15 protein-coding genes are annotated in these 20,182 nt (G+C 67.5%); 12 read left to right on the forward strand and 3 right to left on the reverse strand.

All coding sequences use genetic code 11. The features are described from left to right. The first annotated feature begins 3 nt into the window (after positions 1–3). Genes ACTWPB_RS14880 through ACTWPB_RS14910 form a run of 7 tightly spaced genes read left to right on the forward strand, consistent with a single transcriptional unit; the run spans position 4 to position 8,315 of the window. Positions 4–435: a type II toxin-antitoxin system Rv0910 family toxin gene (locus ACTWPB_RS14880; RefSeq protein ID WP_446221268.1), complete on the forward strand. Its 432-nt coding sequence runs from the start codon at positions 4–6 to the stop codon at positions 433–435. Positions 436–440: 5 nt separating this feature from the next. After that, a complete protein-coding gene (locus tag ACTWPB_RS14885; RefSeq protein ID WP_446221269.1) occupies positions 441–1,304 on the forward strand; it encodes a MaoC/PaaZ C-terminal domain-containing protein in 864 nt (287 codons plus the stop codon). Between the two features lie 38 nt (positions 1,305–1,342). Beyond that, a complete protein-coding gene (locus ACTWPB_RS14890; RefSeq protein ID WP_446221270.1) occupies positions 1,343–2,212 on the forward strand; it encodes an SDR family oxidoreductase in 870 nt (289 codons plus the stop codon). 34 nt (positions 2,213–2,246) lie between these two features. Further along, the gene (locus ACTWPB_RS14895) at positions 2,247–4,457 is read left to right on the forward strand and encodes an acyl-CoA dehydrogenase (RefSeq protein ID WP_446221271.1); all 2,211 of its coding nucleotides are present in this window, start codon (positions 2,247–2,249) and stop codon (positions 4,455–4,457) included. Then, on the forward strand, positions 4,454–5,596 hold the full coding sequence (locus ACTWPB_RS14900; protein ID WP_446221272.1) for a CaiB/BaiF CoA transferase family protein: 1,143 nt from the start codon (positions 4,454–4,456) through the stop codon (positions 5,594–5,596). Before ACTWPB_RS14895 ends, ACTWPB_RS14900 begins: the two co-directional genes overlap by 4 nt. A gap of 44 nt (positions 5,597–5,640) precedes the next feature. After that, positions 5,641–7,152 (forward strand): flavin-containing monooxygenase, encoded by a 1,512-nt coding sequence (locus tag ACTWPB_RS14905; protein WP_446221273.1) that lies wholly within the window; start codon positions 5,641–5,643, stop codon positions 7,150–7,152. A gap of 17 nt (positions 7,153–7,169) precedes the next feature. Beyond that, the gene (locus tag ACTWPB_RS14910; RefSeq protein WP_446221274.1) at positions 7,170–8,315 is read left to right on the forward strand and encodes an acyl-CoA dehydrogenase family protein; all 1,146 of its coding nucleotides are present in this window, start codon (positions 7,170–7,172) and stop codon (positions 8,313–8,315) included. 55 nt (positions 8,316–8,370) lie between these two features. Here ACTWPB_RS14910 and ACTWPB_RS14915 read toward each other — a convergent pair whose 3' ends face one another. Further along, positions 8,371–8,754: a Zn-ribbon domain-containing OB-fold protein gene (locus ACTWPB_RS14915; RefSeq protein ID WP_446221275.1), complete on the reverse strand. Its 384-nt coding sequence runs from the start codon at positions 8,752–8,754 to the stop codon at positions 8,371–8,373. A gap of 255 nt (positions 8,755–9,009) precedes the next feature. Between ACTWPB_RS14915 and ACTWPB_RS14920 the strand changes: the two genes are divergently transcribed. The 4 genes from ACTWPB_RS14920 to ACTWPB_RS14935 all read left to right on the forward strand — a co-directional run bounded on the left by ACTWPB_RS14920 (position 9,010) and on the right by ACTWPB_RS14935 (position 14,961). Next, on the forward strand, positions 9,010–11,322 hold the full coding sequence (locus tag ACTWPB_RS14920) for an ATP-binding protein (RefSeq protein ID WP_446221276.1): 2,313 nt from the start codon (positions 9,010–9,012) through the stop codon (positions 11,320–11,322). 163 nt (positions 11,323–11,485) lie between these two features. Next, positions 11,486–12,931: an NADP-dependent phosphogluconate dehydrogenase gene (gene gndA, locus ACTWPB_RS14925; RefSeq protein WP_446221277.1), complete on the forward strand. Its 1,446-nt coding sequence runs from the start codon at positions 11,486–11,488 to the stop codon at positions 12,929–12,931. A 211-nt stretch (positions 12,932–13,142) separates the two neighbouring features. After that, positions 13,143–14,159 carry a fatty acid desaturase family protein gene (locus ACTWPB_RS14930; RefSeq protein ID WP_446221278.1) on the forward strand — a complete coding sequence of 339 codons (1,017 nt, stop codon included), beginning with the start codon at positions 13,143–13,145 and terminating at the stop codon, positions 14,157–14,159. 109 nt (positions 14,160–14,268) lie between these two features. Continuing rightward, on the forward strand, positions 14,269–14,961 hold the full coding sequence (locus ACTWPB_RS14935) for a class I SAM-dependent methyltransferase (protein WP_446221279.1): 693 nt from the start codon (positions 14,269–14,271) through the stop codon (positions 14,959–14,961). Between the two features lie 183 nt (positions 14,962–15,144). Here ACTWPB_RS14935 and ACTWPB_RS14940 read toward each other — a convergent pair whose 3' ends face one another. Then, entirely contained in the window at positions 15,145–17,664 is a 2,520-nt protein-coding gene (locus ACTWPB_RS14940) for a polynucleotide kinase-phosphatase (RefSeq protein WP_446221280.1), read from the reverse strand. Next, positions 17,661–19,136, reverse strand: coding sequence for a 3' terminal RNA ribose 2'-O-methyltransferase Hen1 (locus ACTWPB_RS14945; RefSeq protein WP_446221281.1), 1,476 nt, complete (start codon positions 19,134–19,136; stop codon positions 17,661–17,663). Before ACTWPB_RS14945 ends, ACTWPB_RS14940 begins: the two co-directional genes overlap by 4 nt. 317 nt (positions 19,137–19,453) lie before the next feature. Here ACTWPB_RS14945 and ACTWPB_RS14950 point away from each other — a divergent pair, with 317 nt between their 5' ends. Then, entirely contained in the window at positions 19,454–20,155 is a 702-nt protein-coding gene (locus tag ACTWPB_RS14950) for an LppP/LprE family lipoprotein (RefSeq protein ID WP_446221282.1), read from the forward strand. Positions 20,156–20,182 lie beyond the last annotated feature (27 nt).

Raw genomic sequence — 20,182 nt, forward strand, 5'->3', positions numbered from 1 at the left:
ACCATGGCATCTGTTTCCGTCTCCGCCAACCTGCCCACCCCGCCCGAGAAGACCTGGGACGCGCTCTCGGATCTGGCCCGCTGGGAAGAGTGGCTGTCGATCCACCAGAAGTGGAAGAGCGAACTGCCCAAGCCGGTCACCGTCGGCTCCAGCTTCACCGAGGTCGTCTCGGTGATGGGCATGGCCAACAAGATCGAGTGGGAGGTCGTCGAGGCCGAAGCGCCCAAGCGCGTGAAGATCTCCGGTATCGGCATGGCCGGTGTGAAGATCGAGTTCACCCTGTCGGTGGAGGCCGAGGGGACCGGTTCGGTCGCCACGATCGACGCCAGCTTCACCGGCGCGATGATCGTCGGACCGATCGGCAAGGCCGTCGCGAAGAACGCCAAGGGCGATCTCGAGACCTCGCTCGCCAAGTTCGCCGAGCTGGTCGGCTAGGTCTGATGACCACTCCCACAGTCGAATTCGACTCATCCGGCCTCGGAGAGTGGACCGACGAAGAACGGTTCGAGGTCACCGCGGAACGTATCGCTGAATACGCCGCGGCGACCAACGACCCGATCGAGCGGCACCTGCGGGGCGAGATCGCCCCGCCGGTGTTCGCGGTGGTGCCGGTGTTCTTCTCGATGGCGCCGGCCGCACTGTCGGTGGCGCCGGTCGAGTTGCTGATGAAGCTGGTGCACGGCGAGCAGGATTTCCACTTCCACCGCCCGATCTATCCCGGCGACACGCTGGTGGTGCGGGCCAAGCCGATCGGGTTCGAAGGCAAGGACAACGGGTCCACGGTGACCGTCTACGCCGAAACCCGTTTGGAATCCGGCGAACTCGTCAACGAGCAGTGGCTCACCGCGTTCTTCAAGAAGGTCGACGCGGGCCCCGGACTCGGTGACGGTGCGCCGGATCATCGATTCGACGAGGCACTGCGGGCCGCCGCACCGGCGGCCACGGTGGTGGCCCACATCGACAAGGATCAGACGTTCCGGTACTCACCGGCCTCGGGTGATCCCATGCCGATCCACCTCGACGACGAGCTGGCCCAGATGTCCGGGCTGCCCGGCATCATCAACCACGGCCTGTGCACCATGGCGTTCACGTCCTGGGCCGCACTCACCGAATTGGCCGACGGCAAGGTGGAGCGCCTGCAGCGCTTGGCGGTGCGATTCGCCAAGCCTGTACTGCCCGAACAAGACATCACCACCGAGTTCCGGAACGCGGGCCGTCACGGCGCCGCCACCGGCTACGCCTTCGAAACCACGGTCGGCGACGAATTGGTGATCAAAGACGGCCTCGCCGTCATCGCCGACTGAAAAACATACGCGGGCAACCGAATGAGGAGACAGTACTGATGGGAACCCTGGACGGACGGGTGGCGATCGTCACCGGCGCGGGACGCGGTATCGGGCGTGAGCACGCTCTGCTGTTCGCCCGCGAAGGCGCCCACGTGGTCGTCAACGACCTCGGTGGCGCGAACGACGGCACCGGCGCCGATGTCGGTCCGGCGCAGCAGGTCGTCGACGAGATCGTCGCGGCAGGCGGCAAAGCCGTCGCCAACACCGACAACGTCGCGACCTGGGACGGTGCCGCCGCCCTGGTCGGCCAGGCGATCAGCGAGTTCGGTCGCCTCGATGTGCTGGTGAACAACGCGGGCATCCTGCGCGACGCCTTCATCGCCGGGATGGACGAGAGCCAGTGGGACGCGGTCATCGCCGTGCACCTCAAGGGCCACGCCGCGACGCTGCATCACGCGGCGGCGTACTGGAAGGACGAGACCAAGGCAGGCCGGGCGGTCAACGCCTCGGTGATCAACACCGCGTCGGCCTCTGGCACGTTCATGCCCAACGCCGGACAGGCCAACTACGGTGCGGCCAAGGCGGGTATCGCGGCGCTGACCCTGGTCGCCGCCGACGAGCTCGAGCGCTACGGCGTGCGCGTCAACGCGATCGCGCCGATCGCGCGCACCCGGCTCACCCTGGCCACCCCCGGTATGGGCGCGCTGTTCGCCGCCGAGGTGCCAGAGGGCGAGTTCGACGCGTTCGCGCCGTCGAACATCTCCCCGCTGGTCGCCTATCTCGCCGGTCCCGACTGCAAGCTCACCGGCAAGGTGTACGCGGTGCAGGGCGGCGGGATCTCCGAGCTGGCCGGCTGGCACGACGTCAACTCCATCGAATCCGACAGTCCGTGGACTGTCGAAGACATCGCAGCCAAGCTCGGCTGACCAGCAGTAGCTGACGAGAAGCAGGAGCGCCATCGTGGCACGAAACACCTATGAGCTCGGCCTCGGCCTGAGCGAAGAGCATGTGGCACTCGCCGATTCGGTGAGTTCCTTCGCCGAGCGGGCGATCACCACGGAACTGATTCGCACGGCGGTCGAAGCGCCGTCGGAGGAGAAGTTCCCGCCGTTCTGGCAGGCCCTGGTCGGCCAGGACCTGCTCGGGCTGCACGTGCCCGAGCAGGCCGGCGGGGGCGGCGCGGGTCTGTTGACCCTGGCCGTGACGCTGGAAGCGCTGGGGCGCACCGTCGCTCCCGGCCCGTTCGTCCCGACGGTGTTGGCGAGTGCGGTCCTTTCCGCCACCGATTCGAAGATCGGCATCGAGGTTCTCCCCGGTCTGATCGACGGAACTCGCACGGGCGCGGTCGCTTTGGGTGCGCCACTGGTGGGTGCGGCCGACGGTGACGGGTACCGGATCTCCGGTATCACCGAGGCCGTGCTCGGTGGCGAACACGCCGACGTGCTGCTGCTCCCGGTCCTCGTCGGCGACGAAACCCGCTGGGCTGTAGTGGATTCCGCCGATCTGGTGATCACCGCGCAGGACAGCATCGACGTGGTGCGCGGTTCAGCCCGCGTCCAGGCCGAGGACGTGCGCATCGCCGCCGACCGGTTGCTCGACAAGCTCGCCGAGCAGCGCGTGCGCTCGATCGCCACGGTGGTACTCGGTGCCGAGGCGATCGGTGTCATGTCGTGGTGTGTGTCCACCGCCGCCGAATACGCCAAGACCCGCGTGCAGTTCGGGCGCCCGATCGGCCAGTTCCAGGGCGTCAAGCACAAGTGCGCGCAGATGGGCATCGCGCTCGAGAAGGCCCGCGCGGTGCTGTGGGACGCGGCGTCGGCGCTCGACAAGGGCGATGACACCGCCGATTACGCGGCCGATATCGCCGCGGTGATCGTTCCCGATGCCGCGGTGACGGTTGCCCAGGACTGCATCCAGGTGCACGGTGGCATCGGATTCACCTGGGAGCACGACGCACACCTGTACTACCGGCGCGCGCTCGCGGTGCGCGGCGTACTCGGTACCCGCGAGGTCCGCGCGCTGCGCGTGGCCGAGCAGGCGCTGGCCGGCGCCTCCCGCGCCTCGGAGCTGGAACTGCCCGAGGAGTCCGAGCAGATCCGCGCGCGGATCCGGGCCGAACTCGCCCCGATCGCCGAGATCGACGACGAAGACGATCAGCTGATCGCCCTCGGTGACGGCGGCTGGGTGCAACCCCATCTGCCCAAGCCGTACGGCCGTAGCGCTGGTCCGCTCGAGCAGATCGTCATCAGCCAGGAGGTCAAGGCCGCCGGGATCGCACTGCCGCAGCTGCTGATGGGTGGCTGGGCCGTGCAGGCCGTGGTCGCGCACGGGACCGAACAGCAGAAGCTCGACCTCGCGGTGCCGACTCTGCGCGGCGATCTGGTCTGGTGCCAGCTGTTCAGCGAACCGGGCGCTGGTTCGGACCTCGCCGCGATCACCACCAAGGCGGAGAAGGTCGACGGCGGCTGGAAGATCAACGGCCAGAAGATCTGGACGACGGTCGCGCAGTTCTCCGATTGGGCGATGCTGATCGCCCGCACCGACCCGAGCAAGCCCAAGCACCAGGGCATCACCTACTTCGTGCTTGACATGTCCACCCCCGGGGTGACCGTCCGGCCGCTGCGGGAGATGACCGGATCGGCGCTGTTCAACGAGGTGTTCCTCGATGACGTGTTCATCCCCGACGAGCACGTGGTCGGCGAGATCAACGACGGCTGGCACGTGGCCCGCACGACGCTGGCGGGCGAGCGGGTGGCGCTGAGCCAGAAGATGGAGGCCTACGCCACCGACGCCGACCTGCTGAAGTTCGCGCAGGGCCGGGAGCTGTCGACCATCGCCACCTACCACATCGGCGAACTCATCGCCGAGAGCCAGGCGATCGACGTGATCGGTGCGCGTGTGGTGCTCAAGCAGCTGTCCGGCATCGATGTCAGCACCACCTCCAGTGTCGGCAAGTTGCTGGGCATGGGCTTGGGACAGGCTATTTCGGAGTTCGTCGTCGCCGAGCTCGACGCCGCAGGCGCGGTCGCGATTCCGGGTCAGCCCAGCGACAAGGCGATGGAGCAGCTGCTGGCCGGTCGCGCCACCACGATCTACGGTGGCACCACCGAGGTGCAGCTCAACGTCATCGGTGAACGCATGCTCGGGCTGCCGCGAGATTCGGCCGCATGAGTAAGGGCCCGCTGAGCGGACTGCGGGTGGTCGAGATCGCCAGTCTCGCCCCCGCACCGTTCGGCTGCATGATCCTGGCCGACCTGGGTGCCGAGGTGATCCGGGTCGACCGGGCAGGCGACGCGGGCCAGGGTCTGCTCGCGCCCGCCGGGGTGCTCGACCGGGGTCGCCGGTCCATTTCGGTGGACCTGAAGACGCCGGAGGGCGTCGAGATCGTGCTGAAGCTGGTCGAGACGGCGGATATCTTCATCGAAGGTTTCCGCCCCGGTGTCGCCGAACGGATCGGCATCGGTCCGCTGCAGTGTCAGGCGCGCAATCCGCGGCTGATCTACGGGCGGATGACCGGCTGGGGCCAGGACGGTCCGCTGGCCGCGCGGGCAGGCCACGACATCAACTACATCGCCATCGCCGGTGCGCTCGAGCCGATCGGGCGCGCCGGGGAACGGCCGCTACCGCCGATGAACCTGCTCGGTGATTTCGGTGGCGGCGGTCTGCTGCTGGCGATGGGTGTACTGGCGGCACTGCACGAGCGCACCAACTCCGGGCTCGGACAGGTGGTCGACACGGCGATGGTCGACGGTGCCGCGCTGCTCACCTCGTTCCTGCACGCGATGCACGCGTCGGGCCTGTGGGACGAGGGCCGCGGCGAGAACATGCTCGACACCGGTGGGGCGTTCTACGAGACCTACGAATGCGCCGATGGTGGATTCGTCGCGGTCGGCTGCGTCGAACCGCACTTCTACCTGGAGTTCCTCGGCCTGCTCGGGTTGTCACCCGATGACCTGCCCGCCCAGTACGACCTGGACGAATCCGCGGAGCTGAAAAAGCGCATCGCCGAGGTGTTCATCACCCGCCCGCGCGACGAATGGGCGGCGATCTTCGCCGAGTCGGATGGGTGCGTGTCGCCGGTGCTCACGCCGTGGGAGGCGCACGAGCATCCGCACAATCAGGCGCGCGACACCTTCGTCACCGTCGGTGGGATCACCCAGCCCGCGCCCGCGCCACGCTTCGATCGCACGCCGCCACCGACGCCGCAACCCGGCAGTTCGGCCGGCGACGACACCGCGGCGATTCTCGGTGAGCTCGGCTATGACACCGACGTGGTTGCCCGGTTCTTGGCCGACGGGGTGATCGAATGATCAGGCAGGAACGGTCCTTCGATCGCGAAAGGTAGACCCTGACCATGGACGAATACAGCGAGCCCGATACCACCGCCACCGAACGAGAGTTCCGTGTCGTGGTCGTCGGCGCCGGGCTGGCCGGGCTGGCGGCCGCGGTGAAACTGGAACGCGCCGGTGTCACCGACTTCGTGGTGCTGGAGAAATCCGACCGCGTCGGCGGGACCTGGCGCGACAACACCTATCCGGGGTGTGGAGTCGACATTCCGGCGCCGCTGTATTCGTTCTCGTTCAACCCGAATCCGGCCTGGGAACACAATTTCGCCGGGCAGCCGGAGATCCTCGCCTACATCGAGGACACCGTCGAGAAGTTCGGCCTGGCACGGTACCTGCGGATGAAGACCGAGCTGGTCGAGGCCGCGTGGTCGGACGAGCGCAGGCGGTGGATCCTCGACACCGGCCAGGGCGTGTACGTCGCGCAGTACGTCATCTTCGCCGCCGGACCGATCACCGAACCGTCGATCCCGGCGATCGAGGGGATCGACGAGTTCGAGGGCGAGGTCTTTCACTCGGCACGCTGGAATCACGATGTCGACCTGACCGGCAAGAAGGTCGCCGTCGTCGGCACCGGGGCCTCGGCGGTGCAGTTCGTGCCCGAGATCCAGCCCGATGTCGAGCAATTGATCCTGTTCCAGCGCACCGCGTCGTGGGTCGTGCCGCGCATGAACATCGCGTTCCCGTCCTCGGTCCGGTCCGGGTTTCGCAAGGCGCCGGTCACTCAGCGCGGCCTGCGGTCAGTCACTGACACCATCCTGCGCTCCCTCAGTGCAGTGATGCGTCATGAGCGCGCGGCCCGGATGCTGAACCCCATCGGACACGCGTGGCTGGCGCTGCAGGTGCGCGACCCGAAGCTGCGCGCAGACCTCACCCCCGACTTCACCCTCGGCTGCAAACGGCTGCTGCTGTCGAACGACTACCTGCCCGCCCTGACCCGGCCGAATGTCGAGCTGATCCCGCACGCGCTCGCCGGCGTCGAGAAGCGGCACGTCATCGGCGCTGACGGCACCCGGCGCGAAGCCGATGTCATCATCTTCGGCACCGGATTCGATGTGAGCCATCCGCCGATCGCGCGGCGCATCCGGGGTCGAGACGGCACCATCCTCGCGCAGCGCTGGGCGGTGAGCCCGGAGGCGTACCTGGCCACCACCGCACCGCAGATCCCGAACGCGTTCGTCATGCTCGGCCCGAACATCCTGGTGTACAACTCGTTCCTCGGTCTGGCCGAAGCCCAGCTCGATTACGTCACCGATGCGCTGGCCCGCTGTGAAAAGGACGGCGTTGAGGTGTTCGAGGTCCGCGAGGAACCATTCCGGACCTTCAACGACAAATTGCAGAAATCCTTGGCCCACACCGTCTTCAACAACGGCGGCTGCAGCAGCTACTACCTCGACGCGCAAGGGCGCAACTTCACCGCCTGGCCCTGGTCCACCGGGTCGCTGCGGCGCAGGCTCTCCCATTTCGACATCGACAACTATCGCACCGAGTCCTATCGGACAGACTCGACGCAAGCTCACTGAAAGAAGGCACCAACCTGATGGCTGACTACCGTTCCCCCTGGCTCGACGACGACCTCGACGCACTTCGCGATATGGCGCGCTCCTTCTGCGAGAAGGAGATCAAGCCGAACATGGAGAAGTTCATCGACCAGCACCACGTCGATCGTGACCTGTGGAACAAGGCCGGCGAACTCGGCCTGCTGTGCATGTCGATCCCGGAGGAATTCGGTGGTGGCGGCGGCACTTTCGCGCATGAAGCGGTCCTGATCGAGGAACAGGCCCGCATCGGCGACACCTCGTGGGGTCAGACCGTGCACAGCGGGATCGTGGCGCACTACGTTTTCGCCTACGGTACCGACGAGCAGAAGCGGCACTGGCTGCCGAAGATGGCCAGCGGTGAGGTGGTCGGCGCGATCGCGATGACCGAGCCAGGGACCGGTTCGGACCTGCAGGCCGTCAAGGCCAAGGCGATTCGCGAGGGCGACGAGTACGTTGTCAACGGGTCGAAGACGTTCATCACCAACGGTGCCCAGGCCGACCTGATCATCGTCGTCGTCAAGACCGACACCTCCGAGGGTGCCGGCGGTATCTCGCTGGTGCTGGTCGAGGCCGACCGCGCGGGCTTCCGGCGTGGCCGGGTGCTCGACAAGCTGGGCCAGAAGGGCCAGGACACCTCCGAGCTGTTCTTCGAGGATGTCCGAATCCCGGTGTCGAACCTGCTGGGCACCGAGGAGGGACAGGGCTTCTTCCAGCTGATGATGCAGTTGCCGCAGGAACGACTGATCATCGCCGCGGGTTCGGCGGCGGTCATGGAGACCGCGCTCGCGCACACCCTGCGCTACACCAAGGAACGGCACGCGTTCGGCAAGCCGGTGTTCGCCTTCCAGAACTCGAAGTTCAAGCTCGCCGAGGTGGCCACCGAGGCCCACATCGCCCGGGTGTTCATCGACGACTGCATCAGCAAGCACATTCGCGGCGAGCTGGACATCCCGACGGTCGCGATGGCCAAGTGGTGGACCACCGAACGGGCCATGGTCGCGCTCGATGAATGCCTGCAGCTGCACGGTGGCTACGGCTACATGACCGAGTACCCGATCGCGCGCCTGTGGGCCGACAACCGGGTGCAGAAGATCTATGCGGGCACCAACGAGATCATGAAGGAGATCATCGCGCGCTCGCTGTGATCCGCCGGCTGGGGCGCGGCACCGCCGTGGCCTCAGTCCACCGCGGTCTCGCCGATCAGACGCTGATGCGGTAGGCGGCCCTGCGCTGGTCGCCCGAGGTTCGGGGACCAGCGCTCACGGCGAAGACCGGGAATCTGTCGTCGCGCGAACACGGCTGAAACTGCACACGCACCGGGCAGTTCCGGGGCGGGAGCTCGCCTTCGATGGATGTGTAGACCCACGGCCCCTCGTCGAGTTCGACAATGGCGATCGTCAACGGCCGCGCGCCGCGCATTCCGGTCGCGTCGCGATCCACGACGCGCCAGGACACGATCGAACCGGCGCCCGACGACGGCAGCCACTCGAGGCTGCCGGATGCGCAGGATGAGCAGCCGAGGGTCACCGCCGCGAACAGCGTGGAGCAGCAGGTGCACCGGCGAATCATCAATATGTCTTCCACGTGCCGCGTGTTGGTGCCGCTGTCGGCTGGATCGGGTGGTGGGTACATCGGACCTCCGGAAAATCATGCTGACCGTCGCTACAGCGTCCTCCGGCGACGCCGTCGCGGGGACGGTCGATATACCCGTTTTTCCGAAACCGGTTTATTTCTGAAGCCGGCACTCGGCCGGTGGCGGTGCCGTTGGCCGATCGGGTTCTGTCGTGGTGAACACGGCGTAACCTGGCGTTCTGGACCACCGAATGCGAGGCATGGTCGATGCCGCCAACCAGTCAGGGCACGCGGGGAAATCTCCCCGCGGAATTGACTCACTTCGTCGGCCGAGGACGCGAGATCGTCGAGGTCAGACAGTTGTTGTCCGAGTCGCGGCTGGTGACGTTGACCGGTATCGGTGGGGTGGGCAAAACCCGGTTGGCGATTCGGGCGGCCGAACAGGTGCGCCGGGCGTTCGATGACGGGGTCTGGCTGGTCGAGTTCGGCAGGGTTCGCGAGCCGGATCTGGTGGCCGGGGCCGCCGTGTCCGCACTGAAACTGACCGGGCGAACGGCCCAGACGCCGCAGGAGCTGCTCGTCGACTTCGTCGCCACGCGCCATCTGCTCCTGGTGCTCGACAACTGCGAGCACCTGGTGGACGCGATCGCCTCGCTGGCCCAATCGCTGCTGCGCGCCGCGCCGCGATTGCACATCCTCGCGACCAGCCGGGAGCCGGTCGGCATCGGCGGGGAGGTGGTCGTTGCGGTGCCGCCGCTGTCGGTGCCGGCGGAGCGGTCGCCGAGCTTGCGTGCGATGTTGCGCTGTGACGCGGTCGCGCTGTTCGTCGACCGCGCGCGCTCCGCCGTCCCCGGCTTCGAGCTGACCGAGGACAGCAAGATCACCGTCGCACGCATCTGCCGACGGCTAGAGGGCCTGCCGCTGCCCATCGAGTTGACAGCGGCCCGGCTGCGCGCTATGTCGCCGGAGCAGATCCTGCAACGGCTCACCGACCGATATCGACTGCTGACCGGTGGCGGTCGCGCGGCGCCGAGCCGTCAACAGACGCTGCGCCAGTGCGTCGACTGGAGCTACGACCTGCTGACCGACCGTGAGCGAGAGCTGTGGGCCCAGGTGACAGTCTTCGCGGGCGGCTTCGAATTGGATGCCGCAGAGGCGATCTGCGGTGCCGGACTCGATCGCGGCGATGTACTCGACCTGGTCGGCTCGCTGGTGGACAAATCGGTCTTGATCCGTGAAGCCTGCGGTGACGGCGGCATCCGGTACCGGATGCTCGAAACGTTGCGGGAGTACGGCCGGGAACGGTTGCGCGGCAGCGGTGACGAGTTGGTGTTGCAGCGCCGCCACCGTGACTGGTTCGAACGCCTGGCGCTGCGGGCGTACACCGAATGGTTCGGGCCCAAGCAGCTGGAATGGATCGATCGGCTGAACCGGGAACAGCCCAATCTGCGTGAGGCGATGGAGTTCTGCCTGGCCGAGCCCGACGAGGCGGAATCGGCCGAACGGATCGCGGTAGCCCTCTACGAGTTCTGGGTCGCGCGGCAGCGGGTCAGCGAGGCCCGGTATTGGCTCGGGCGCGTGTTGGAGCGAACAGGCGGGGCCACGTTGCCGCACATCGCGGCGCTGTGCGCGGACACGGTGCTGGCCGCGATGCAGTCAGACATCCGGTCCGGGTCCGAGCGCATCGAACAGGCACGTTCGCTGGCCGAGGGCAGCGGCGACGACGTGTTGTGCGCGTATGTCGATGGTGCCGGTGGATTGCTGTCGCTGTTCTCCGGCGACCTCACCGGTGCGAGGACACAGCTCGAGCGGGCCGTGCCGGGGTTCGAGGCATCCGGTGACGTCTTGCATCAGGTGTCGAGCGTGCTCGCCCTCGGCGTCGCGTGCGGTCTGCTGCAGGAAACCGACCGCGCCACAGCCTGCCAGGAGAAGGCGCTGGCGCTCACCACAGCGCACGGCGAGTCGATCTACCGGTCCTACGCGGTCGCTCAGCTCGCCTATTCGACGGTCGAGCGCGGCGACCTCGAGCGCGGATCCGTGCTGGTCAAGGAGAGTCTTCGGGTTTCCTGGACGATCGAGGATCGGTCGGTCGTCGCGAGCTGTCTGGCGACCCTGGCCTTTGTCGCCGCCGAGCAGCGCCAGGCGCAGCGGGCTGCTGTGCTCGTCGGCGCCGCCATGGCGGTCGGAGAATCCGTGGGCAGCCAGGCGGTCAGCATTCTCGAGATGTTCGGCCACCACACCCAGGCGCAGCAGTACGCCACTGATGCGCTCGGGCAGCGCGCTTTCGCGGCGGCGATGCGCCGGGGCCACGATCTCGACATCGACGCGGCGCTCGCCTACGCCCTCGAGGAGGATCGGTCCGCGGCGGCGGAGGTTCCCGCCGCGACGGCCGTACTGACCCGCCGCGAGAAGCAGATCGCCGAACTCATCGCGGAGGGCCTGACCAACCGGGCCATCGCGGAGAAACTCGTCATCTCGCAGCGCACGGCCGCAGGGCACGTCGAGCACATTCTGAGCAAACTGCACTTCGCGACCCGCGCACAGGTCGCGGCGTGGGTGGTCGCGCAGCATCGAAGGTAGCCATCCGTCACCGAAGCCGCTGCGTTACTCGCGCGTCTCGGCGCGATGTCCGGTTCCGGCACCAAGTAACTTGGCCTACCAGAGGCGCGTCGCTCGCAGGCTCGCCGCCGCGGAAGCTGTCATCCGCACACCCACTGGACCGCCCAACGAAGAGAGCTGATCAATGCCGACCCCCACCGCGCGCGCACAAATCGGTGTCACCGGCCTGGCTGTGATGGGTAGCAATATCGCCCGCAATTTCGCCAAGCACGGCTACACCGTCGCACTGCACAACCGTTCCGTGGCCAAGACCGACGCGCTGCTCGCCGAGCACGGCGGCGACGGCGATTTCGTCCGCACCGAGACCGTCGAGGAGTTCGTCGCGGCGCTGGAGAAGCCGCGGCGGGTGCTGATCATGGTCAAGGCAGGCGAGGCGACCGACGCCGTCATCGAGGAACTGGCCGCCGCGATGGAGACGGGCGACATCATCATCGACGGCGGCAACGCCCTCTACACCGACACGATCCGCCGCGAGGCCGCCCTGAGCGAACGCGGGCTGAACTTCGTCGGCGCCGGAATCTCGGGTGGCGAGGAGGGCGCGCTCAACGGTCCCGCGATCATGCCGGGCGGGCCGAAGGAGTCCTACGAGTCGCTCGGCCCGCTGCTGGAGTCGATCGCCGCGCAGGTCGACGGCACCCCGTGCTGCACCCACATCGGCCCCGACGGTTCCGGGCACTTCGTCAAGATGGTGCACAACGGCATCGAGTACGCCGATATGCAGTTGATCGGCGAGGCCTACCACCTGTTCCGCGACGCGCTCGGTTTCGATGCGGGCCAGATCGCGGAGGTATTCACCCGGTGGAACTCCGGGGACCTGGAGAGCTACCTGGTCGAGATCACCGCCGAGGTGCTCGCCCAGGTCGACGCGAAGACCGGCAAGCCGCTGGTCGACGTCATCGTCGACGCTGCCGAGCAGAAGGGCACCGGCCGCTGGACGGTCAAGTCCGCGCTCGATCTCGGTGTTCCGGTCACCGGCATCGCGGAGGCGGTCTTCGCCAGGGCGCTGTCGGGCTCGCGAGCCCAGCGCAAAGCCGCGGTGGGTCTGGCCTCGGGCACACTCGCGGACAAGCCCACCGATGTCGAGCAGTTCACCGAGGACATCCGGCAGGCGCTGTACGCCTCCAAGGTTGTCGCCTACGCGCAGGGCTTCGACCAGATCGCCGCGGGCAGTGCCGAATACGGCTGGGATCTGCGCCCCGGTGATCTGGCGACGATCTGGCGAGGCGGCTGCATCATCCGGGCCCGCTTCCTGAACCGGATCAAGCAAGCCTACGAACAGGACCCCGCCCTGCCGAGCCTGATCCTCGCGCCGTACTTCCGCGAGGCCATCGAGACGGCCATCGACAGTTGGCGGCGTGTGGTGTCCACCGCCACCCTGCTCGGGATCCCGGTCCCGGCGTTCGCGTCCTCGCTGTCCTACTACGACGCGCTGCGCGCCGAGCGCCTGCCGGCCGCCCTCACCCAGGGCCAGCGCGATTTCTTCGGCGCGCACACCTACGAGCGCGTCGACGCCGAGGGCAAATTCCACACACTGTGGAGTGGCGACCGCAGCGAGGTCGCCGAGGGCTGAGCCGAAAGAGGGTGCGCCGGACAGGATCACCGGCCAGTTCGTGCACAGATGGCCCGGCTTTCGAGCTGGGCCATTTGCCGGTTTCGGAGTTCTCGCGGGTGCGCATCACCCAGCGTCGCGATCGGCCGTTCCGGGCAGCCGTTGGGGTTCGGTCGTCATCGATCTGCAACCCGTTCACCCGGCCGTGGCCTCTATGCGCCATGCTTGTCCCGTGGTTATCGCGTCTGATGTCGTCCCCGTGCGTGGCAGTGAGTACTCGGTCCTGTTGCGCCGCGTCCGGGCGGCAGACCTGCTCGACCGGCAAGTGGGGTACTACGGGTGGAAGAGCGCGCTGACCGCGGGGGCTTTCGTCGCTGGTTGGGTGGCGTTTTTCGTCATCGGTGACTCGTGGTGGACGCTGGCGGTCGGGGCGTTCCTGGCGGCGGTGTTCTCGCAGATCGCGTTCCTCGGCCACGACGCGGGGCACAAGCAGATCTTCGCCGGGCGGCGGGCCAACTATCTGTACGGCCTGATCGCGGGCAATCTCGCGATCGGGCTGAGCATCGGCTGGTGGACCAGCAACCACAACCGCCACCACGCCCATCCCAATACCGAGGGTGCCGACCCGGACGCGATGGGCGTGCTCGCGTTCTCCGGTGACCGCGCGCGGGCCGGTAAGGGGTGGCGCCGATTCATTTTCCGCTACCAGGCGTGGCTGTTCTTCCCGCTGTTGCTGCTCGAAGGCGGCAGCCTGCACTGGAAGAGCATCGTCGCGGTGTTCCGCTGGCCGATCCCGAACCGCGTCGGCGAGGGCGCGCTGCTCGCCGCCCACTTCATCGGCTTGCTGTCCGCGGCGTTCCTGGTGCTGTCGCCGGGTAAAGCGTTGGTGTTCATCGCCGTTCAGCAGGGCCTGTTCGGTCTGTACATGGGCTCCACCTTCGCCCCGAACCACAAGGGCATGGAAGTTCTGCCGGAAGGTGACAACACCGACTTCCTGCGCAGGCAGGTGCTCACCTCGCGCAATGTGCGCGGCAGCTTCCTCGTCGACACCGCCATGGGTGGCCTGAACTACCAGATCGAGCACCACCTGTTCCCGTCGATGCCCCGCGCCAACCTGCGCCGTGCTCAGCCGATGGTCGCCCAGTTCTGCGCCGAGATCGACGTTCCCTACTGCGAGACCGGCCTGTTCGAGTCGTACCGTCAGGCGATGGCCCACCTGAACGAAGTCGGCCGCCAGACCGTGCGTTAGCGCCTACTGACCGACCGCCTCGTGGTAGGCGGCGGTGAGTGCTGCGAGCACCCCGTCGTCGGGAAGCGGCGCGCCGCGCAGGTGCGTGGCGCAACAGCGATAATGGTGTGTGCCAACAGATCCCGTGCTGCTCGACAACCTGACACTGGAACAGTCCTCGATAGTCGCGAACAACGCGATGAACCGCGGACGGGGACTGTCCGGTGTGAACAGCTATACCCGAGAACTCGGATTCGACCCCTACGAGGTACTCGCCCAGCGCCTGCGCGCCGATCCCACGGCCCAGGTGACCTGGATCGACGTCTGTTGTGGCTCGGGCCGCGCGCTGCTCGAGGCAGAAGCACGATTCGACCAAGAATTCCCGACCGCCGACCTCACCATCATCGGCATAGACCTCGTCGACTTCTTCCTCGGCACACCCCGCACCCCCCGCCTGCACCTGCTCACGACCTCGGCAACAACCTGGACCCCACCCCGCAAGGCCGACCTCGTCACCTGCGTGCACGGCCTGCACTACATCGGCGACAAACTAGCCCTCATCCAGGCGATGACAAACTGGCTTGCCCCCACCGGCCTCTTCGCCGCCGACTTCGACCCAGCCGAAATCCACCGCCTCGACGGCACGCCGGCAACCGGCGCCGTAGTCGAGACCCTGAGAGCGGCGGGCCTGACCTACGACCACCGTCATCGGGTCTATGGCCATGGCCGTCCCCGCTTCACCGCCACCTACGTCGGCGCGGATCCCACCGCAGGCCCCGGCTACACCGGCCAACCCTCGGTGGTCTCGTACTACGACTGGTGATTCGGCGTCGAAATCCGGTGTCGCTCACCTCCTGCGCTCGCAGACGACAGGCGGCCTACCTGATGGATCCGCAGAACGCACAGGACGGAGTTCTCGGGTAGCGGTGCTCGGTCCAGGGTGCATCCGGCGGAATTCAGCGAAGCGCGACCTGGGGTCCGTCAAACCGCACCGCGGCTTGGGTGATCACAGGCGAGGGTCGGTGGGCACGGACTCCATGGCGAGGATCGCGAAGACGAGCTCGTGGACTCGCCACAACGGCTCGCCGGTTGCGACGGCATCCAGGGCTGCCAGGCCGAGGGTGTGTTCGCGGAGGGCGAGGGTGCGTTTGCGGCTGAGGGTGCGGTCGCGCAGGCGGGTGAGGTGGGCGGGGGTGGTGTAGTCGGGGCCGTAGATGATGCGGAGGTATTCGCGGCCTCGGCATTTGATGCCCGGCTGGGCGAGTTTGCCTTTGGTGCGGTGGGCGAGGCCGGCGTAGGGCTTGATGACCATGCCTTCGCCGCCGGTCGCGGTCATCTCGAGCCACCAGGTGGTGGCTTCGGCTTCGGCGGTGGGGTCGGACAGATCGACGATGCGGCGGCCGGTGGGGCGGAATGTCACGGGGTCAGCCGCTACCAATCGGTCGCTGATGTCGAGGTGCCAGCCGTGGTCGCGGTCGGCGTAGGTGGCACCTTCGGAGGCCAGGAGGGCGAACGGGGCAATCTGAACACCGTCGAGTCCTGTTGTCGGCCAGCAGTATCGACGGTAGGCGGCGGTGAAGTTGTCCGCGTTCTCGGCACGGGTGGCGGTGCGGTCACGCAGTTCGCCGAGGTCGAGCCCACGGGCCAGGCCGGCGTCGAGTGCCGCGACGGCGGACGGAAGTGCGGACCGCGCGGCCGCGCCGGCAGCCGCGTACTGGGTGCGGATCAGCCCGGCGGCCTTGGCGGACCAGGGCAGCAGTTCGCAGTCCAGGAGCAGCCAGTCCGAATCGAGTTCGTCGAAAAGTGATGCGGCTGCGGCACGTACGCGTTCCAGCAGGGTCTCGGTGAGTGCCGAATCGTTGAAGAACGACCGCCCGGTGCGGGTGTAGATCGCACCGGAGCACCCGTCGCCGACTCCGAACCGGGCCGCTGCCAGGTCACGGCACACGAGCACCACGGCCCGCGACCCCATGTGCTTTTCCTCGCACACCACCTTGTCCACGCCCGCCGCGCGATAATCGGCGAATGCCTCCGTGGGGTATTCGAGATAACCCTCGACGGTCGAGGTCGACGGCGGGGACATGGTCGGCGGCAGCCACAGCAGCAGCCGAGGGTCGATCGCGAACCGGCTCATCACCTCGAGCGCGGCCGCCGAGTTCTCGGCGTCGATGATCACCGTGCCGTGATCGGTGCGGATGTGCCTGCGCCCGGTGACATCGGCGAGGTCGAGAGTCTCGTTGTCGCGGGCGGATTCGGCGTCGGCGAGCGGCCGGATCGGCTCGTAGTACATCTGCTCGGCCTGCACCGCGACGAACGTCTTCTCGGGGTAACGCATCGCCGTCAACTCGCCGCCGAACACCGCGCCGGTGTCGAGGCAGACGGTGTTGTTGATCCACTCCACCTTCGGTGTCGGCACGTGCCCGTAGACGACCGTCGCCGCACCGCGATAGTCCCTGGCCCACGGATAGCGCACCGGCAAGCCGTATTCGTCGGTCTCCCCGGTGGATTCGCCGTACAGGCAGAAGTCGCGCACCCGTCCGGATGCCCGACCGTGGTACTCCTCTTTGAGCCCGGCGTGCGCCACAACCAGGCGCCCACCGTCCAATCGCAGGTGACTCACCAAGTCGTCTATCCACTGTGCGGCGGCCGAGACAAATTCCGTTGTCTCACTGCCCAATTGCTCGAGTGTCTCGGCCAACCCGTGCGACACCGTGACGTTCTTGCCACGCAGCTTCCTGAGCAACTTCTGCTCGTGATTGCCCGGCACGCACAGCGCATGGCCGTTCGCGGTCATCCCCATCACCAAACGCAGCACGCCCGGCGAATCGGGACCACGGTCGACCAGGTCGCCGACGAAGACCGCCTGACGCCCAGCCGGATGCGTGGCATCGACCGGACGCCCGGCCTCGTCGCGAACCAGCGTCCACCCGAGTTCGCCCAGCAGCGTTTCCACTTCGGCCCGGCAGCCGTGCACATCGCCGATGATGTCGAACGGCCCGGTCAGTTCACGCCGATCGTTCCACGCCTTCTCATAAGCGATCGTCACGTCCGCCGGATCCCGGACGACGTGCACCTTGCGAAAACCCTCACGGCCGAGCTCGCGCAGCGAACGCCGCAGGTCCTGACTCTGCCGCTTCAGCACAGTGCGCCCGAAGGTGCGATCGGTCCGGCCCTGCGTGCGTTCCCACGCAACAGCTTCGGGCGTATCGATGACGATCGCGACCGGCAGCACATCGAAAGACCGTGCCAGCGCCACCAATTCGGCCCGTGCGTGCTTCTGCACATTGGTGGCGTCGATGACGACCCGCCGACCGGCGCGCAGCCGGATCCCGGCGATGTGGCCGAGCGCGTCGAAGGCGTCCTTCGTCGCGGACTGGTCGTTCTCGTCGTCGGCGACCAAGCCGCGGAAGAAGTCCGACGACAGCACCTCGGTGGGCTTGAAGTGCTCGCGGGCGAAGGTGGACTTGCCGGAACCGGAGATACCGACGAGCGCGATGAGCGACAGTTCGGGGAGGTCGATGTTCATAGCGCGCCTTTACGTTCAGGCCCGGAGGCGGTAGCGGAGTGTGACCACGGAGGGCCGAGTAGAGGCGCCGATGTCACAGTGGCCTTCCGGAAAAGCGCTAGCTGGGTGGGGGAGCCGGTCTGCGGGTCGTGGTCGCCGACCGGGCGGATGTCGACTGTGTAGCCGAACGTCTCGGCGACGCCGGCACACCACGCGGCGAATTCCGCACGGGTCCACTCGAATCGGTGATCGTGGTGGCGGTGACCCTCGGGGGTTTCGTAGTGCACGTTGTATTCCACGTTCGGCGTCGTCACGATCACCGCGCCGGGTGCGGCATGCCCGAAGACGGCGCGTTCGAGCGCGGGCAGCCTGGACTCGTCGACGTGTTCGATCACCTCCATGAGCACCGCCGCGTCGAAGCCTCGCAGCCGGTTGTCGTGGTAGGTCAGCGCCGACTGGATCAGCGTGATCCTGGCCCGCTGCCGGTCCGGCATCCGATCGAACTTCAAGCGCCGCTCCGCCATCGACAGCGCCGCGCTGGAGACATCGGCGCCGACGATCTCGGTGAACCGGGCATCGGCTTGCAGCGCGAGAAGCAAAGCGCCTGGGCCACAGCCGAGATCGAGCACCCGCGACGCGCCGGTCTCGGCCAGCGCGGCGAGCACCGCTTCCTTTCGGAGCTTCACCAGGGGCGTGCGGCGCTCGGCGGCTTCGACGCGTTCGGCTGCTTCCCCGGGGATTTCGGCATCGTCGAGCGGCTCGTCCACCGAACGCAGACGTTCCAGCGCGGACAGCATCAGTGTCCGTCGCCCGGCCAGATAGCGTCGCGCGATCATTTCGCGGTCGGGATGGGCACCGAGCCAGCCCGCGCCCGCGCGCAACAGCTTGTCGACCTCGTCGGCGTCCACCCAGTAGTGCTTGGCGTCATCGAGGACCGGCAACAGCACGTAGAGGTGGTTCAGCGCTTCTGCCAGCCGCAGCGTCCCGGTCAAGCGGAGGTGGGTGTAGGGCGAAGGTCCCCACTCCGGGAACTGCGGATCGAGGGGCACCGAGGTGGTCGACACCGTCCAGCCCAGCGGCGCGAACAGCCTCTCGACGATCTCTGTCCCGCCCCGGCACGGCACGGCGGGCACCTCGATCTCCAACGGAATCGCCGTCTGCGCCAACTCGGCACGGTCGCGGCTGGTCCCGTTCAGCGCCGACCGGAACACCTTGCCCAACGCCACCGATAGCAGGCTCGACGCCACATACGGCCGATCGTTCACATAGCGTCCGAGCGCGGACCCGTTGTGTCCCTTGGCCGGTCGCGCCAACTCGACCGGGTCGACATCGAGCAGCAGCGCGACCGTGCAGCGGTCGGCATCGGCCTGTGGATAGAAGACGTGTGCCGTGCCGCCGGTGGTCGTGAACGACTGCACGCGGTCGGGATGTTTGACCACGAGGTACCCGAGGTCTGTCGCCGGCGTGTGAGTCGTAGAGATCGTCAAGAGCACTCGCTGATCCTGTCACGCCCCGCCAGCGGTTTTCGCCTCGCGCCAGTTCAGTGGAAGCCGGACGACGGCGGCCGCAGGGTGACGGCCCGTTGATCCGCGAGATCACGAACAGCAGCGAGGTGGGGATGAGCGCCCCGGCGCCGGGCTGCTCGAGCCTCGCCGGGCCCGCTGTGCCGAGAAGCCCTGCGGCTCCGGGGGTGCGGATGTCGCACCCTAGGGTGAGGATCCCGTTGAATCGCCTAACGACCGTGCGGAGGGCCCCGATGAAGTGTGCATAGACGCGCTACTGCGCGTAGGGGACACAGAATCGAGGAACCATGAAGAACGCAGTTCGGATGTGTGCGCTGATCGCCGTCGCCGCGGCGCTGGTCGCAGGCTGCACTGACGAGAATGGTTCAGGGACAACCACTTCGACTTCTCGCGCGACGGCCGCCTCGTCGACGACGCCCGCACCGGGCGCCCCGGCGCCGGGGTCGACCGTGCCCGAGCAGACCGCCGCACCCCGACCCGGTGCCACCACCGCGCCGGAGCCCGAAACACCGCCGGTCACACCGCCGCCCACGATCATCCCGGTGCCCGGCACCACAGCCCCCGCCCCCGGCAACACCATCAGTGGACCGGGTCGCTGCATCGATACGTCCTCCACCGGTGTGCGGAATGCCCTGGCGAGCCTCACCGGCAGCTGGGTCGCCGGGCAGGCCTCCGCCGATCAGCCGGGTCACTGCGGGGAACTGCTGTGGGTGCGCGCCATCGGCGGCAACTCGGCGGGCGCCCCGATTCACGTGCTGTTCTTCCATGACGGAAAATACTTGGGCACAGGCACTTCCGAGCCGTATGCCTTCACCACCGTGGTGGGTTCGAGCAGCACCGCCGTCACCGTCGAGTACCGGTGGCTGGCCGAGGACGAACCCTTCGCCGCACCTCAGGGCGGACCGGCGACGATCACCTACTCGTGGACCGGTTCGAGTGTTGTGATGAGTGGTCCGTTGCCGTCGGAGGTCACCCAGCCACACCGCTGACCTCGTGCGAGTCGCCCCGCCCTCTGG

It is taken from the genome of Nocardia sp. IBHARD005 (assembly GCF_052814245.1).

Coding starts and splice junctions, on each gene's coding strand:
- ACTWPB_RS14880 (WP_446221268.1), top strand. CDS start 4: ATGGCATCTGTTTCCGTCTCCGCCAACCTGCCCACCCCGCCCGAGAAG.
- ACTWPB_RS14885 (WP_446221269.1), top strand. CDS start 441: ATGACCACTCCCACAGTCGAATTCGACTCATCCGGCCTCGGAGAGTGG.
- ACTWPB_RS14890 (WP_446221270.1), top strand. CDS start 1,343: ATGGGAACCCTGGACGGACGGGTGGCGATCGTCACCGGCGCGGGACGC.
- ACTWPB_RS14900 (WP_446221272.1), top strand. CDS start 4,454: ATGAGTAAGGGCCCGCTGAGCGGACTGCGGGTGGTCGAGATCGCCAGT.
- ACTWPB_RS14905 (WP_446221273.1), top strand. CDS start 5,641: ATGGACGAATACAGCGAGCCCGATACCACCGCCACCGAACGAGAGTTC.
- ACTWPB_RS14910 (WP_446221274.1), top strand. CDS start 7,170: ATGGCTGACTACCGTTCCCCCTGGCTCGACGACGACCTCGACGCACTT.
- ACTWPB_RS14920 (WP_446221276.1), top strand. CDS start 9,010: ATGCCGCCAACCAGTCAGGGCACGCGGGGAAATCTCCCCGCGGAATTG.
- gndA (WP_446221277.1), top strand. CDS start 11,486: ATGCCGACCCCCACCGCGCGCGCACAAATCGGTGTCACCGGCCTGGCT.
- ACTWPB_RS14940 (WP_446221280.1), bottom strand. CDS start 17,664: ATGAACATCGACCTCCCCGAACTGTCGCTCATCGCGCTCGTCGGTATC.
- ACTWPB_RS14950 (WP_446221282.1), top strand. CDS start 19,454: ATGAAGAACGCAGTTCGGATGTGTGCGCTGATCGCCGTCGCCGCGGCG.